Origin of the sequence: Klebsiella sp. PCX (assembly GCF_021869705.1) — a bacterium.
Taxonomy (GTDB): domain Bacteria; phylum Pseudomonadota; class Gammaproteobacteria; order Enterobacterales; family Enterobacteriaceae; genus Klebsiella; species Klebsiella quasipneumoniae.
In genome coordinates this window covers 1,628,476-1,643,051 of record NZ_CP091527.1, presented here as the reverse complement: position 1 = coordinate 1,643,051, position 14,576 = coordinate 1,628,476, and the positions used below count along the sequence as shown (strand labels likewise).

Sequence of the window (14,576 nt, the reverse complement as noted above, 5' to 3'; positions counted from 1 at the left end):
TTCTTTTTCCTGGCAAGAGTTTTGCAGCATCTTTCTGTCGCCCTGACGCCAGGATAAGGAGAAAACGTCCATGTTGAATTTACAGGCAGTAAATCACTTTTACGGCAACCAGCATTCGCTGTGGAATGTCGATCTTGAACTACGCCCGGGGGAGTGCATTGGCGTACTGGGACGCGAGGGCATGGGAAAAACCACCCTGGTTAACTGCATTGCCGGGCACCTGCCGGTGGCCAGCGGCCGGATGACCTGGCATGACATTGGCGCCCCGCCGCAGGATCTCACCCCCCTGTCGGCCCAGTCGCGCAGCGCCATCGGTATCGGCTATGTGCCGCAGGATAAACGCATCTTTTCGCAGCTCAGCGTGGAAGAGAATCTGCATATTGCCCTCGCGGCCGGGAAACCCGGGGCTAACGCCAGCGGCGGCGAAATCTATGAGCATTTTCCCGAACTCTATGCCCTACGGCAGCGCAAAGGCGCCTCGCTGAGCGACGACGATCAGTACCAACTGGCGCTGGCCAGGGCGCTGATTGTCCAGCCTCGGCTGCTGATCCTTGATGAACCCTCGCGCGGCAGAGGGCCGCGCTGTCTGCAAAAGCTGGCGGATCTGCTGCTGCGGTTGAATCGCGATATCGGCCTGACGGTGCTGCTCGCCGAGCAGCACCTGCCCTTTATCCGCCGGGTGGCGGATCGTTTCTGTGTTTTGCACCGGGGCCGTAACGTCGCCGAAGGCGATATTATGGCGCTGGATGAACCGCTGCTGGCGCAGTGGATGACGCCGGATCCAGCGCCCTGAGATCCAGATGCTGGCCGAGATCGTCGCGCTGCGCGATATCGGCAAGCCACGGTATTTCGCCGAGGAACGGCGCGGCCAGCCGGTTTTTCAGCGTCGCCAGATACTCGGCGTGGCGCTTGCCCGGCGGCTGCACGTCATTGGCGATCCACCCCGCGAGCGGCAGCCCTGCCTGGCGTACCGCCTGGGCGGTAAGCATCGCGTGATTGATGCAGCCGAGCTTGACGCCCACCACCAGAATCACCGGCAGCTGCTCCGCCTGCGCCCAGTCGGCAAAGGTCAGGGTTTCCGACAGCGGCGTAAACCAGCCGCCGGCCCCTTCCACCAGCACCCAGTCGGCGAGGCGTTCTAACTCGCGCAGCCCGCTGGAGAGCCTCGCCGCGGCGATCGGCCGCCCTTCGTCGGCGCTGATGATGTGCGGTGAGGTCGGCTCGGCGAAGGTATACGGGTTAACCTGTTCATAGCGCAGCGCGACCCGGCTATGACGCTGCAGCGCCAGCGCGTCTTCATTACGCAGCCCTGCGGCGGTAAGCTCGCTGCCGGAAGCCACCGGCTTGTAGCCAGCGGTGTGAAAACCCAGCTGATTCGCCGCCTGCAGCAGGGCGCTGCTGGCGATGGTTTTCCCGACTTCAGTATCGGTCCCGGTGACAAAAAAACGTTTAGTCACGCTCAATGACTCCTGTAAAAAGAGAATACGTCAGCGGGCAGACGCCCTGCCGCTGCGGCCAGGCCAGCTGTAGCTCGCGCAGTTTGCCGCGACCAAGCGGGGCCGATGCCCGCCCCTGGTGCAAATGGGTGGCGCCGATGCCCTTCAGCGATCGCATGGCGCTCAGCGCGTCGGCGAACGGCAGGCTAATCTGATGCACCTCGCCGGACGCCCGCAGGCCGCTCAGCGCCGCGCACACCGCCGCTTCGCTGAGAAAACGGTTGGCATGCGGCCGGTCGTCGATGGCCTGCCACGCCTGATTGAGCTCCGGCAGCGAGTCGGCCAGCAGCGTGCTAAACGCCACCCTGCCGCCGGGGCGCACCACCCGGTACAGCTCGCCAAGGGCGGCGCGCAGATCGTCGCACCACTGCACCGCCAGATTGCTCCACGCCAGATCGACGCAGGCGTCCGGCAGCGGCAGCGCCTCAATGTCGCCCAGCAGGTAATACTGGGCGGCGTCGTTACGCTGCGCCTCTGCCAGCATCCCGGGGGAGAGATCCAGCGCGGTCACCACGCTGCCCGCCTCACGCCAGCGGCGGCTCATGCCGCCGGGGCCGCAGCCAGCATCCAGCACCCGGGGAAAATCGCGACGCGCCAGCTGGCGCAGCAGCAATTCCGCGCTGCGCCGCTGCAGTTCATCATGTTGCGAATAGCCGCCGGCCGCCCGGCCAAACGCCGCGGCCACCGCCTGCTTATTCACCGTGGCCATGCAGCACCTCCAGTAAACGGTTAATGTCCTCAGCCTGATGGACGGCGGTCAGGGTCAGGCGCAGACGAGCGCTGCCGACCGGCACCGTCGGTGGACGGATCGCCGTCGTCCAGCAGCCCGCGTCGCGCAGACGTGCGGCCAGGCTCAGCGCCCGGCCGTTATCGCCGACGATCAGCGGCTGGATCGCGCTGACGGAGTCGGTCAAACCCAGCGACGTCTCGCCCATCCCCTTGCGGAACTGCCGGATGCGGGCGGCCAGGATGTCGCGACGCTGCTGTCCTTCATTGCTGCGAATCACCCGTAGCGCGGCGCTCAGCGCCACCGCCTGGGCGGGCGGCATCGCGGTGCTATAGATCAAATGACGGGCAAACTGCAGCAGATAATCGGCCATTGCTTCGTCGCACAGCACCGCCGCGCCGCTGACGCCGAAGGCCTTGCCGAAGGTAACCACCAGCAGCTCAGGGCGCACCGCCTGCGCGGCGCAGCTCCCGCGTCCTTCGTCGCCGACCACGCCGACGCCGTGGGCGTCATCCACCAGCAACAATGCCCCGGCGGCCTGCGCCGCGGCGTGAATGGCCGCCAGCGGCGCGCTGTCGCCATCCATGCTGAAAATGCCTTCAGTGACCGCCAACTGTTCGCCCGCCAGCGGCTTAGCCAGCAGTTGCGCGAGGTGCTGCGGATCGTTGTGGGCGAAACGGCGTAGCTGCGCCGGGCTGAGGCTTGCCGCCTCCAGCAGGGAGGCGTGGCTCAGGCGGTCGGCCACGATCCGATCCTCTTTATCCGCCAGGGCGGCGATCAGCGCCTGATTGGCGGCAAAGCCGGAGATAAACAGCAACGCGCGCGGATAGCCCAGCCAGTCGGCAAGTTCCTCTTCCAGCGCGCGGTGGGCCTCGTTATAGCCGCTTACGTGTCCCGAACCGCCGGAACCGACGCCATAACGTTCCGCCCCCTGCTGCCAGGCGGCGATAATCGCCGGATGCTGGCTCAGGCCAAGATAGTCATTGCTGGAGAAGTTAAGCCAGCGCTCCCCTTCCCGCGCCAGCCAGCGCCCGGCGCCGTGCGTCACCGGCAGGCGGCGGCGAAGAGCATCCGCCGCTCGTCGCTCGTCCAGCGCCCGATCGATTCGCTGCTGCCAGCTCATAGCACCGCCGCGTTGTAATATTCCTCAGTGTCCGGGGTGAGTAAGGCCTGCTCCAGGCGCTGCTGCTGCTCATTATCACCTTCCAGCACCGCCGTCTGCTGCGGGTTGATCCCCAGCTTGCGGAACAGTTGCAGGTCTTTATCTTCTTCCGGATTAGGCGTCGTCAGCAGTTTGCAGCCATAGAAAATCGAGTTCGCCCCGGCCATAAAGCACATCGCCTGGGTCTGCTCGTTCATCTGCTCGCGGCCGGCGGAGAGACGCACGTAAGAGGTGGGCATCATGATGCGCGCGATGGCGATAGTGCGAATAAAATCGAAAGCGTCGACATCGTCGTTATCCGCCAGCGGCGTACCTTTGACCTTCACCAACATGTTGATCGGTACGCTTTCCGGCGGCGTGGGCAGGTTAGCCAACTGCAGCAGCAGGCCGGCGCGGTCTTTCACGGTCTCCCCCAGCCCGACGATACCGCCGGAGCAGACTTTGATCCCGGCGTCACGCACTTTGTCCAGGGTATCCAGGCGCTCCTGGTAGGTGCGGGTGGTGATGATGTTGCCGTAAAATTCCGGCGAGGTATCGAGGTTGTGGTTGTAGTAATCGAGGCCCGCCTCGGCCAGGCGCTGCGCCTGGCTGTCTGTCAGAGTGCCAAGCGTCATGCACGACTCCAGCCCCAGGGCCTTCACTCCTTTCACCATCTGCTCCAGATACGGCATATCGCGGTCATTGGGGTTTTTCCACGCCGCGCCCATGCAGAAGCGGGTCGAGCCGGCGTTTTTCGCCTGACGCGCTGATTCCAGCACCTGCTCGACTTCCATCAGGCGCTCTGTTTCGAGCCCGGTTTTATAGCGCGCGCTCTGCGGACAATATTTACAATCTTCCGGGCAAGCGCCGGTTTTGATCGACAGCAGGGTGCTGACCTGCACCTGGCGCGGATCAAAGTGTTGCCGGTGGATTTGCTGCGCTTCGAATAACAGATCGATGAGTGGTTTATTAAATAATTCAGTTACTTGCGACATTGTCCAACGTACGTGGTGAGCCATTGGCTTCTCCAAAGGGTTTTGTTAATTTACGGTTCGGTTTATACTCGTAAACCTAAATGTTTTCAAAATGGTTTACAAGTCGCTTATGACCCTGGACGATCTCGCCTTCGATCGGCGCCACATCTGGCACCCCTACACCTCTATGACTTCCCCCCTGCCGGTCTACCCGGTGGTTTCCGCCCACGGTTGCGAGCTGTCCCTCGCCGGCGGCGAACAACTGGTTGACGGTATGTCCTCCTGGTGGGCGGCAATCCACGGCTACAATCACCCGCGTCTTAATGCGGCGATGAAAGCGCAAATCGACCAGATGTCGCACGTCATGTTCGGCGGGATCACTCACCCCTCGGCGGTGGCCCTGTGCCGCCAGCTGGTGGCAATGACTCCGGAATCGCTGGAGTGCGTTTTCCTCGCTGATTCCGGTTCGGTGGCGGTTGAGGTGGCGATGAAAATGGCGCTGCAGTACTGGCAGGCGAAAAGCCAACCGCGTCGACGTTTCCTGACCTTCCGCAATGGCTATCACGGCGATACCTTCGGCGCGATGTCGGTCTGCGATCCGCAGAACTCGATGCACAGCCTGTGGCAGGGCTATCTGCCGGATAACCTGTTCGCCCCCGCGCCGCAGAGCCGCTTTGACGGCGAGTGGGATGAAATGGATATAGTGCCCTTTGCCCGCCTGATGGCCGCGCACCGTCACGACATCGCCGCGGTGATCCTCGAACCGATCGTACAGGGCGCGGGCGGGATGCGGATGTACCATCCGGAGTGGCTGAAGCGGGTGCGTAAAATGTGCGACCGGGAAGGGATACTGCTGATCGCCGATGAGATTGCCACCGGCTTTGGCCGCACCGGCAAGCTGTTCGCCTGTGAACACGCCGGGATTACCGCCGACATACTGTGTCTGGGCAAGGCGCTGACCGGCGGCACCATGACCCTCTCCGCCGCGCTGACCACCCGCGAGGTGGCGGAAACCATCAGCAACGGTGAAGCTGGCTGCTTTATGCACGGCCCGACCTTTATGGGCAACCCGCTGGCCTGCGCGGTGGCCAGCGAAAGCCTGCGCCTGCTGGAGAGCGGCGAATGGCAGCGGCAGGTGGCGGCGATTGAAGCCCAGCTGCTGGCCGAGCTGGCGCCGGCGCGGGGATCCGCCCTGGTCGCCGATGTCCGCGTGCTGGGCGCTATTGGCGTGGTTGAAACCCGTCGCCCGGTCAATATGGCTGCCCTGCAGCACTTTTTCGTCGGGCAGGGGGTGTGGATCCGCCCGTTTGGCCGCCTGATCTATTTGATGCCGCCGTACATCATCGCGCCTGAACAGCTGTCCCGCCTGACCCGCGCCGTTAACCTGGCGGTGCAGGACGAAACATTTTTTAGCGAATAAATAGCGGAATTGCGTCGTGGTGCAGGCTACACTTCCAGGTTAATCAGCGCATTATCAATGAGGATGAAGCATGAAACTGATCAGTCACGATCTCCAGGACGGCGGTAAGCTGCCTAATCGTCACGTCTTCAACGGCATGGGCTACGATGGCGACAATATTTCGCCGCATCTGATGTGGGATGATGTGCCCGCAGGAACCAAAAGCTTTGTGGTGACCTGCTACGATCCGGATGCGCCGACCGGCTCCGGCTGGTGGCACTGGGTGGTGGCTAACCTGCCTGCGGATACCCGCGTCCTGCCGCAAGGGGCCGGTTCCGGCCAGGCGGAGCTGCCGGAAGAGGCCGTTCAGACCCGCACCGATTTTGGCAAGGCGGGATACGGCGGCGCAGCGCCGCCGAAGGGCGAAACCCACCGCTATATCTTTACCGTCCACGCCCTGGACGTCGAGAAAATTGAAGTGGATGCCGAGGCCAGCGGCGCAATGGTCGGCTTTAACGTCCATTTCCATTCCCTCGCCAGCGCCTCCATCACCGCCCTGTTCAGTTAATCTTCCCCCGGATAGCGGCTGTCGCCTTATCCGGGCTACTTGCTGGGATAAGTCGAAGGCACCACGAAGTGGCGATGTTGCTGGCCGGAGCCCGGGGGTACAGGGGGCGGCGGCGACTGGCCGCCCCCTGTGCGCTCCCTGCACCATGAGAAACATAACGTAGAAGACATTTCGGGAGCGCAATGTGCTCGGAATTAATACAAAACAACTGTTTTTACCGGATTAAAACCGTTACAAGCCGATAACAGTATCTACAATATCCCCAGGCCCACGCAAGCGCAGCGCTGCCGGGCGATTGCCGCGGGCACTGAGCCGCTTTTATGCCGGGCGGCGGCTGACGCCTTGCCCGGCCTACGGGGGCCTCTCCCAGCCTCACACCTCGTAGCCCCGGTAAGCGCAGCGCCACCGGGGAAATTGGCCTTACTGTTCAGTGGCTACCTGCAGCGCCGTTTTACGCACCCGCGCGTACCACACCACCGTCAGCAGCCCGAGCCAGACCAGGCCGGCAATCAGCGCCATCCGCGTCTCAGCAAACATCCCCAGCACCGCGATAACCAGCCCCATAAACAGCAGCGTCAACAGCGGCGCAACCGGCCAGAACGGGACGGGGAAGGCAATCTGGCTGCGCTCTTCGGCAGACAAACTACGGCGCATGGCGAAATGGGACAGCAGGATCATCAACCACACCCACACCGTGGCGAATGCCGCCAGCGAAGCAATCAGCACAAAGACCTGCTCGGGGATCAGATAGTTCAGCACCACCGCCGCCAGCAGCGCGCCGCCCATGACCACCACCGTCATCCAGGGTACGCCGTTGCTGGCGATGCGCTGGAAGCTTTTCGGCGCCAGCCCCTCTTTCGACATGCCGTACATCATGCGCCCGGCGCCGAAGATATCGCTGTTAATTGCCGAAATGCTGGCGCTGATCACGATGATGTTAAGGATTGTCGCCGCCGCCGGGATCCCCAGACCGTCGAAAATCAGCACAAACGGACTCCCCTGCTCGCCAAAGCTGTTCCACGGGAAAATCGCCATCAGCACCGCCAGGGTGCAGACGTAGAACAGGATAATACGCAGCGGAATGGTATTGATGGCCTGCGGGATGACCTTTTTCGGATCTTTCGCTTCCGCGGCGGTGACGCCGATAATCTCCACCCCGCCGAAAGCGAACATCACGATGCCAAGCGAAGCGATAACGCCCTGCCAGCCGTTAGGAGCAAAGCCGCCGTGGCTCCACAGATTTTCCAGACCGGTAGCCGGGAAGCTATGGCCGAAGCCAAAGAAGATGATCCCGGCGCCCGCCAGCATCATGGCGATAATAGCCACCACCTTCACCAGCGACAGCCAGAACTCCATCTCGCCGAACACCCGCACGTTGCACAGGTTCATGGCACCGATAAAGAAGATGATGCTGAGGATCCAGATCCAGCGCGGGACATCGGGATACCACAATCCCATATAGATGCCGAAGGCGGTGACATCGGCCAGGGCGACGATCACCATTTCAAAAGTATAGGTCCAGCCGGTAATAAACCCGGCCAGCGGCCCGAGATACTGGCGGGCGTAGCTGCCGAAGGAGCCGGAAACCGGGTTGCGCACCGCCATCTCGCCCAGCGCGCGCATGACGATAAACACCGCCGCGCCGCCAATCAGATAGGCCAGCAGCACCGCCGGGCCCGCCGCCTTGATGGCGGAGGCCGAGCCATAGAACAGCCCGGTGCCGATAGCGGAGCCGAGCGCAATAAATCGAATGTGTCGGGCATTGAGCCCGCGCAGCAGATGTGGCTTGTGTTGTTGTTGCATATACAGGTGTCCTGGTTTTTTTATATGACGACAAATATGCGATGTAGGGCGGTCGGGGGAATGACTTCCCCCGACGCGGGTACAGAGAACAACGGTGATTAGTGCAGGCCTGGCAGTACGGCAGGCAGCAGACGCGTCAGGTGACGGGCCGCCAGAAGCGCAATGGCATTATCGATATCCGGGGCGAAGTAGCGATCCTGCGTATAATGAGGGACACGTTCGCGCAGCAGATGACGCGCTTCTTCCAGCAGTGGGCTGGTGGTCAGCCCTTCGCGCATATCCAGCCCCTGCACCGCCGCCAGCCACTCAACGGCCAATACGCCGCGGGTGTTCTCGGCCATCGCCCACAGGCGGCGACCGGCCGCCGGCGCCATCGAGACGTGGTCTTCCTGGTTGGCGGAGGTCGGCAAGCTGTCGACGCTGTGCGGGTGCGACAGCGCTTTGTTTTCACTGGCCAGCGCCGCCGCCGTGACCTGGGCAATCATAAACCCGGAGTTCACCCCGCCATTTTTCACGAGGAACGGCGGCAGTTGCGACATATGGCTGTCCATCATCAGCGCGATGCGGCGCTCGGAGAGCGAGCCGATTTCGGCGATCGCCAGCGCGATATTATCCGCGGCCATCGCCACCGGCTCGGCGTGGAAGTTACCGCCGGAGATGACGTCATTTTCAGCGGCAAAGACCAGCGGGTTATCAGAGACCGCGTTGGCTTCGGCCAGCAGCACTTCCGCCGCCTGGCGGATCTGGGTCAGGCAGGCGCCCATCACCTGCGGCTGACAGCGCAGGGAGTACGGGTCCTGCACCTTGCTGCAGTTATGGTGCGACTGCGAGATCGCGCTATCGTCGGTCAGCAGATGGCGATACAGCGCCGCCGCATCAATCTGCCCGCGCTGGCCGCGTACCTCATGAATACGCGCATCGAACGGACGACGCGAACCCAGCGCCGCTTCGGTGGTTAACGCCCCGCAAACGACCGCGGAGGCGAACAGATCTTCGGCTTCGAACAAACCGCGCAGGGCAAAAGCGGTCGAGGCCTGGGTGCCGTTGAGTAGCGCCAGCCCCTCTTTCGCCGCCAGGGTAATCGGCTCCAGCCCAACCTGACGCAGCGCTTCGGTGGCCGGCAGCCATTCGCCGCCGCGTACCCGCGCTTTGCCTTCGCCAAGCAGGGTCAGCGACATATGCGCCAGCGGCGCGAGGTCGCCGGAGGCGCCGACGGAACCTTTCGCCGGGATCCACGGCGTCACGCCGGCATTCACCAGGCCAATCAGCGCCTGGATCACGCTCAGGCGGATCCCGGAGAAACCGCGGGACAGGCTGTTAATCTTCAGCACCATAATCAGGCGCGCCAGGTCATCGTCCAGCGGCTCGCCAACGCCCGCCGCATGGGACAGCACCAGCGAACGCTGCAGGTTCTCCAGATCTTCCGTCGAGATCCGGGTCTGCGCCAGCAGGCCAAAACCAGTGTTAATGCCGTAGGCAGTCCGCCCTTCGGCAAGGATGGCGTTGACGCAGGCCACGCTCTCGTCGATGGCGGCAAACGCGCCGCTGTCGAGGGTAATATTCACCGGGTGGCTGTAGATGTCGCGGAGCTGCGACAGGCTGAGTTGACCCGGGATCAGAGTTAAAGATTTCATTTCGCGTTCCCCTGCGTTGCCGCGACCATCGGAAGATTGAGACCCTGTTCTGCTGCGCATTCAATGGCAATCTCGTACCCCGCGTCGGCATGACGCATCACACCGGTGGCCGGGTCGTTGTGCAGGACGCGGGCGATACGCGCCGCCGCTTCATCGGTGCCATCGCAGACGATAACCATCCCGGAGTGTTGCGAGAAGCCCATGCCTACCCCGCCGCCGTGGTGCAGCGACACCCAGGTCGCGCCGCTGGCGGTGTTGAGCAGGGCGTTGAGCAGCGGCCAGTCGGAGACCGCGTCAGAGCCGTCGCGCATCGCTTCGGTTTCGCGGTTTGGGCTGGCGACGGAGCCGGAGTCAAGGTGATCGCGGCCAATGACGATCGGCGCGGAGACTTCGCCGCTGCGCACCATTTCGTTAAACGCCAGGCCCAGCTTCTGCCGCCATTCCAGACCGACCCAGCAGATACGCGCCGGCAGCCCCTGGAAGCTGATGCGCTCGCGCGCCATATCCAGCCAGTGGTGCAGATGCTTATCATCCTTAATGATCTCTTTCACTTTGGCGTCGGTTTTGTAGATATCCTGCGGATCGCCGGAGAGCGCTACCCAGCGGAACGGTCCGATACCCCGACAGAACAGCGGGCGGATATAGGCCGGCACGAAGCCCGGGAAATCAAAGGCGTTGCTGACGCCCACTTCCTGAGCCATCTGGCGAATGTTGTTACCGTAGTCGAAGGTCGGGACCCCCATCTCATGGAAGGCCAGCATCGCCTGCACGTGGTCGGCCATCGAGCGTTTCGCCGCCAGAATGGTGCCCTGCGGATCGGATTCGGCTTTCTGCTGATACTCTTCCCAGCTCCAGCCTTTCGGCAAATAGCCGTGCAGCGGGTCGTGGGCGCTGGTCTGGTCGGTGACCATATCCGGGCGCACGCCGCGTTTCACCAGCTCCGGCACGATCTCCGCGGCGTTGCCGCACAGGGCGATGGAGATAGCGCGACCTTCGGCAGTGTATTTCTTGATGCGCGCCAGGGCGTCATCCAGAGAAGTAGCTTGTTCGTCCACATAGCGGGTGCGCAGACGGAAATCGATGCGGCTCTGCTGGCATTCAATGTTCAGCGAGCAGGCCCCGGCCAGCGTCGCGGCCAGCGGCTGCGCGCCGCCCATGCCGCCCAGCCCGGCGGTTAGCACCCAGCGGCCTTTCAGGCTGCCCTGATAGTGCTGACGACCGGCTTCGACGAAGGTTTCGTAGGTGCCCTGCACGATGCCCTGGCTGCCAATGTAGATCCAGCTGCCAGCGGTCATCTGGCCGTACATCGCCAGCCCTTTGGCATCCAGCTCGTTGAAGTGTTCCCAGGTCGCCCAGTGCGGGACCAGGTTGGAGTTAGCGATCAGCACGCGCGGCGAGTTTTCATGGGTTTTGAAAACGCCCACCGGCTTGCCGGACTGGACCAGCAGGGTTTCGTCGCTTTCCAGGTTCTTCAGCGCCTTCACGATAGCGTCATAGCATTCCCAGTTGCGCGCTGCGCGACCAATACCGCCATAGACCACCAGCTCGTGCGGGTTTTCGGCGACATCGGGATCGAGGTTATTCATTAACATACGCAGCGGGGCTTCGGTCAACCAGCTCTTCGCGGTCAGCGTCGTGCCTCTTGGCGCACGGACGTCCAGCTGGCGATATTTGCTTTGCGACATCGGGGTTTCTCCTGACAATGAACGTTGTTTACGTAGATACATATACTTGTCTATACAAGCATGCGCAAGGCAGGATTTAACAGAAATGATACAATTTTGTTATATTGCGTCAGCAATCACGTTTTGCTGACGCCAGAGTGGATCAGGAGCCAAAGCGGCCCTGCAGACGATAACGGCTGCCGGGGAACAGCAGGCGCGCGTGGGAAACGATATGGGTTGTCGACCAGGTGCGGCGACGGATCAGCAGGCAGGGATCGTGGGCGTGAATATGCAGCAGCGCGCACTCTTCCGCTGTGGCCTGCACCGCTTCAACAATATGTTCACCTTCGGTTAACGGGGCGATCAGCGACAGATAATCATGGGGCGTGGTGGCGGTATAATCCTGCTGGAGATAGTTCGGCACCACCGCGGCATTGACGCAGCGATCTTCGATTTGTACCGGCACCTCGTTTTCGTAATGCACCATCAGCGAGTGAAAGATGCGGGTGCCTTCCGCTACGCTGAGCGCCGTCGCCTGAATATGATCCGCCCGGGTCTCCTCCAGCAGCAGCACCTCGCAGCGGTGCTGATGGTGACGGGCAAGAATTTCTTCGGCAATGCTGCGCACCTCAAACAGCGCCGACTGCCCTTTCGGCTCGGCGACAAAGGTCCCCACCCCTTGCAACCTGACCAGCAGGCCTTCATCCGTTAGCTCGCGCAGCGCGCGGTTGATGGTCATCCGGCTGAAGCCGAACTGGGCCACCAGCTCCGCTTCCGAAGGGATACGGTCATGCGGTCGCCAGACGCCGCTGTGAATTTTTTCACCGATAGCCTGCTTCACCTTCTCATAAAAAGGCGCGGGCGCGGAACGGGGTTGCTGTGAAAACATAGCCTGGCTTTCCTTTTGCAAAATGGGCGGCGAAACACCCAGAATATACCGGAATGGCTACTGCCACCAATGGGCGATTTGCCATGCCAGACGGGCCGCCGCGCGGGCGCCCTGACCGTCAATGTCAAACTGCGGGTTGAACTCCACCAGATCCACCGCCTGCAGCTTACCGCTGCGGCACAACGGCTCTACGATGCGCAGCAGGGTCGCCAGCGGCACGCCCAGCGCCGCCGGCGCGGATACCGCCGGCATTTCGCGCGCCGGCAGCACGTCGAGATCGATAGTCAGATACAGACGGTCGAATTGCGCGATATTGCGCTCAAGCTCCGCCAGCACCCGGGTTTCGAAGGCCTCTAATACCTGTAGATCCTCCACAATAGCCACCTCGCGCCGCGCCGCTTCCTCCCAGAGCGCCTGGGTGTTGGCCGCCCGACTGACCCCAATGCAGGTATAGTGAAAACCGCGCTGCTGCGCGTCACACTCCAGCGCCAGCTGGCGGAACGGCGTCCCGGAGCTGGCGCACTCGGCAAAGCGCAGATCCAGATGCGCATCGAGGTTAATAATGCCCACTTTTTCGCCGGGGAAGGCATCCAGTATCCCGGCGCCATGACCGAAGGCGGTCTCGTGGCCACCGCCCAGTACCAGCGTGCGTTTGCCGGCGCGCTGGCAGGCGGTCACCGCCTCGCGCAGCGCCTGATGCGCGGCTTCCAGCTGGTCGCCTTCGACGCTAATCGTGCCCATATCCACGCAGCGGTCGTGGCCCTGATGGCTGGCCATATTGGCCAGCGCCCGGCGTAGGGTCGCCGGGCCGTCAGCCGCTCCGGTACGCCCTTTGTTGCGCCGGACGCCTTCGTCACAGGCGAAGCCGAGCAGCGCGATATCGCCGGGCATCTCCTGCGGCGCGAAGCGTTCGGCGCGGGGAATGGTCTGGAACAGACGCAGCGCATTCGGCGCTTCCGCGCTGTCGTCGCGACCTTGCCAAAGGTTAGCGGGGGTAGCTTGCCACAACATCACTGTAGTTCTCCTCGTACCACACGCTGCCAGAGCGGACTGCGCCCCGGCTCATACACCATCTCGACCGGATGCTCAGCATCCCAGATGGCAAAGTTCGCCACAAAGCCCGCCGCCAGCTGGCCGTGGCTGTTCTGCCGCCCCAGCGCCCGCGCGGCATGGCGCGTCACGCCGGCCCACGCCTCTTCCGGCGTCAGGCCAAATTTGACGCAGGCCATGTTCATCGCCAGATGCAGGCTGGCGAAGGGGCTGGTGCCGGGGTTGAAATCCGTCGCCACCGCCATCGGCACCTGGTACTTGCGCAACAGTTCCACCGGCGGTTTGCGGGTTTCATTGAGGAAGTAGAACGCGCCGGGCAGCAGGGCCGCCACGGTGCCGCTCTCGCGCATCGCCGCCACCCCCTCTTCCGTCAGATATTCGATATGGTCGGCGGACAGTCCGTGATAACGGCTCACCAGCTGCGCGCCGCCCAGCGAAGAGAGCTGCTCAACGTGACCTTTAACCGGGATGCCTAGCGCCTGCGCCGCCTGAAACACCCGCTCGGTTTGCTGCGGGCTGAAACCGACGTTTTCGCAGAAGACGTCGACGCTTTCAAACAGTCCCTCCCGCCACATCGTCGGCAGGATCGTCTCGCAGACCAGCGTAATATAGCCGTCGGCGTCGCCTTGATATTCCGGCGGCGTGGCGTGGGCAGAGAGCAGCGTCGCCGAAAGCTCGACGCCATTGTCGTCGGCCAGCTGGCGGGCGACCCGCAGCATTTTGCGCTCGTTTTGCAGATCGAGACCGTAGCCGGATTTGATCTCCAGAGTGGTTACCCCTTCACGCAGCAGGCGGGCCAGCCGCGGCTGGGCCAGCGCCAGCAGCTCGGCTTCGCTGCTGTCGCGGGTGGCGCGCACGGTGGCATTAATCCCCCCGCCGCTGGCGCTGATGGTCTGATAGGAGACGCCGTTCAGACGCTGCTCCCACTCCTGGGCCCGGCTGCCGCCGAAGACGAGATGGGTGTGGCAGTCGATTAATCCCGGCGTGACCAGCCGGCCTTCGAGATCGATCCTGCGCCCGCTGGGAAGGTCATCTTCGGCGACGATCGCCTCAATGCGACCGTCGCGGACCAGCAGCGCGTGGCGCTCCAGCAGACCGTACGGTTGAGCGTGGTCGGGGTTCAAGGTGGCGAGACGGGCGTTTCGCCAGATAACGAGTTCGGAAGTGGCTTCAGTCATAGCGCTTAACTTGTCATGGGTTGTATAGACATTTATTTTCATAACGCCGGGAA

The 14,576-nt window shown here is 62.8% G+C and carries 13 protein-coding genes; 3 read left to right on the top strand and 10 right to left on the bottom strand.

Annotation, left to right across the window (positions count from 1 at the left end; genetic code table 11):
- Window positions 1-70: 70 nt before the first annotated feature.
- Window positions 71-793, top strand: coding sequence for an ABC transporter ATP-binding protein (locus GQR96_RS07685; RefSeq protein ID WP_017900923.1), 723 nt, complete (start codon window positions 71-73; stop codon window positions 791-793).
- On the opposite strand, the gene bioD is transcribed toward GQR96_RS07685, so the two are convergent.
- Genes bioD through bioB form a run of 4 tightly spaced genes read right to left on the bottom strand, consistent with a single transcriptional unit; the run spans window position 735 to window position 4,383 of the window.
- Window positions 735-1,457: a dethiobiotin synthase gene (bioD, locus tag GQR96_RS07680; protein ID WP_004886117.1), complete on the bottom strand. Its 723-nt coding sequence runs from the start codon at window positions 1,455-1,457 to the stop codon at window positions 735-737. The two genes, GQR96_RS07685 and bioD, sit on opposite strands and share 59 nt — an antisense overlap.
- A complete protein-coding gene (bioC, locus tag GQR96_RS07675; RefSeq protein ID WP_065904949.1) occupies window positions 1,450-2,205 on the bottom strand; it encodes a malonyl-ACP O-methyltransferase BioC in 756 nt (251 codons plus the stop codon). Before bioC ends, bioD begins: the two co-directional genes overlap by 8 nt.
- Entirely contained in the window at window positions 2,189-3,346 is a 1,158-nt protein-coding gene (bioF, locus tag GQR96_RS07670) for an 8-amino-7-oxononanoate synthase (protein WP_065904951.1), read from the bottom strand. The genes bioC and bioF overlap by 17 nt, the downstream gene beginning before the upstream one ends.
- On the bottom strand, window positions 3,343-4,383 hold the full coding sequence (gene bioB, locus GQR96_RS07665; RefSeq protein WP_004886109.1) for a biotin synthase BioB: 1,041 nt from the start codon (window positions 4,381-4,383) through the stop codon (window positions 3,343-3,345). The genes bioF and bioB overlap by 4 nt, the downstream gene beginning before the upstream one ends.
- 85 nt (window positions 4,384-4,468) lie before the next feature.
- Here bioB and bioA point away from each other — a divergent pair, with 85 nt between their 5' ends.
- Both bioA and GQR96_RS07655 read left to right on the top strand, forming a co-directional pair.
- Window positions 4,469-5,758 carry an adenosylmethionine--8-amino-7-oxononanoate transaminase gene (gene bioA / locus GQR96_RS07660; RefSeq protein ID WP_065905022.1) on the top strand — a complete coding sequence of 430 codons (1,290 nt, stop codon included), beginning with the start codon at window positions 4,469-4,471 and terminating at the stop codon, window positions 5,756-5,758.
- Window positions 5,759-5,828: 70 nt separating this feature from the next.
- Window positions 5,829-6,305: a kinase inhibitor gene (locus GQR96_RS07655; protein ID WP_002895575.1), complete on the top strand. Its 477-nt coding sequence runs from the start codon at window positions 5,829-5,831 to the stop codon at window positions 6,303-6,305.
- A gap of 420 nt (window positions 6,306-6,725) precedes the next feature.
- Here GQR96_RS07655 and GQR96_RS07650 read toward each other — a convergent pair whose 3' ends face one another.
- The 6 genes from GQR96_RS07650 to hutI all read right to left on the bottom strand — a co-directional run bounded on the left by GQR96_RS07650 (window position 6,726) and on the right by hutI (window position 14,565).
- Complete coding sequence (locus GQR96_RS07650) at window positions 6,726-8,108, bottom strand: amino acid permease (protein WP_004886104.1); 1,383 nt, start codon at window positions 8,106-8,108, stop codon at window positions 6,726-6,728.
- A 98-nt stretch (window positions 8,109-8,206) separates the two neighbouring features.
- On the bottom strand, window positions 8,207-9,742 hold the full coding sequence (gene hutH / locus GQR96_RS07645; protein ID WP_032455741.1) for a histidine ammonia-lyase: 1,536 nt from the start codon (window positions 9,740-9,742) through the stop codon (window positions 8,207-8,209).
- The gene (hutU, locus tag GQR96_RS07640) at window positions 9,739-11,427 is read right to left on the bottom strand and encodes a urocanate hydratase (protein ID WP_004886099.1); all 1,689 of its coding nucleotides are present in this window, start codon (window positions 11,425-11,427) and stop codon (window positions 9,739-9,741) included. The genes hutH and hutU overlap by 4 nt, the downstream gene beginning before the upstream one ends.
- A gap of 142 nt (window positions 11,428-11,569) precedes the next feature.
- Complete coding sequence (locus GQR96_RS07635) at window positions 11,570-12,295, bottom strand: histidine utilization repressor (RefSeq protein ID WP_017899626.1); 726 nt, start codon at window positions 12,293-12,295, stop codon at window positions 11,570-11,572.
- Window positions 12,296-12,352: 57 nt separating this feature from the next.
- Entirely contained in the window at window positions 12,353-13,309 is a 957-nt protein-coding gene (gene hutG / locus GQR96_RS07630) for a formimidoylglutamase (RefSeq protein WP_023320005.1), read from the bottom strand.
- Window positions 13,306-14,565, bottom strand: a complete 1,260-nt coding sequence (gene hutI, locus GQR96_RS07625) for an imidazolonepropionase (protein WP_074384390.1) — start codon at window positions 14,563-14,565, stop codon at window positions 13,306-13,308. Before hutI ends, hutG begins: the two co-directional genes overlap by 4 nt.
- Window positions 14,566-14,576 lie beyond the last annotated feature (11 nt).

Excerpts from the sequence above, each read along its gene's own strand:
- GQR96_RS07685 (WP_017900923.1), top strand. The coding sequence starts at position 71 with ATGTTGAATTTACAGGCAGTAAATCACTTTTACGGCAACCAGCATTCG.
- bioC (WP_065904949.1), bottom strand. The coding sequence starts at position 2,205 with ATGGCCACGGTGAATAAGCAGGCGGTGGCCGCGGCGTTTGGCCGGGCG.
- bioF (WP_065904951.1), bottom strand. The coding sequence starts at position 3,346 with ATGAGCTGGCAGCAGCGAATCGATCGGGCGCTGGACGAGCGACGAGCG.
- bioB (WP_004886109.1), bottom strand. The coding sequence starts at position 4,383 with ATGGCTCACCACGTACGTTGGACAATGTCGCAAGTAACTGAATTATTT.
- bioA (WP_065905022.1), top strand. The coding sequence starts at position 4,469 with ATGACCCTGGACGATCTCGCCTTCGATCGGCGCCACATCTGGCACCCC.
- GQR96_RS07655 (WP_002895575.1), top strand. The coding sequence starts at position 5,829 with ATGAAACTGATCAGTCACGATCTCCAGGACGGCGGTAAGCTGCCTAAT.
- GQR96_RS07650 (WP_004886104.1), bottom strand. The coding sequence starts at position 8,108 with ATGCAACAACAACACAAGCCACATCTGCTGCGCGGGCTCAATGCCCGA.
- hutH (WP_032455741.1), bottom strand. The coding sequence starts at position 9,742 with ATGAAATCTTTAACTCTGATCCCGGGTCAACTCAGCCTGTCGCAGCTC.
- hutU (WP_004886099.1), bottom strand. The coding sequence starts at position 11,427 with ATGTCGCAAAGCAAATATCGCCAGCTGGACGTCCGTGCGCCAAGAGGC.
- GQR96_RS07635 (WP_017899626.1), bottom strand. The coding sequence starts at position 12,295 with ATGTTTTCACAGCAACCCCGTTCCGCGCCCGCGCCTTTTTATGAGAAG.
- hutI (WP_074384390.1), bottom strand. The coding sequence starts at position 14,565 with ATGAAAATAAATGTCTATACAACCCATGACAAGTTAAGCGCTATGACT.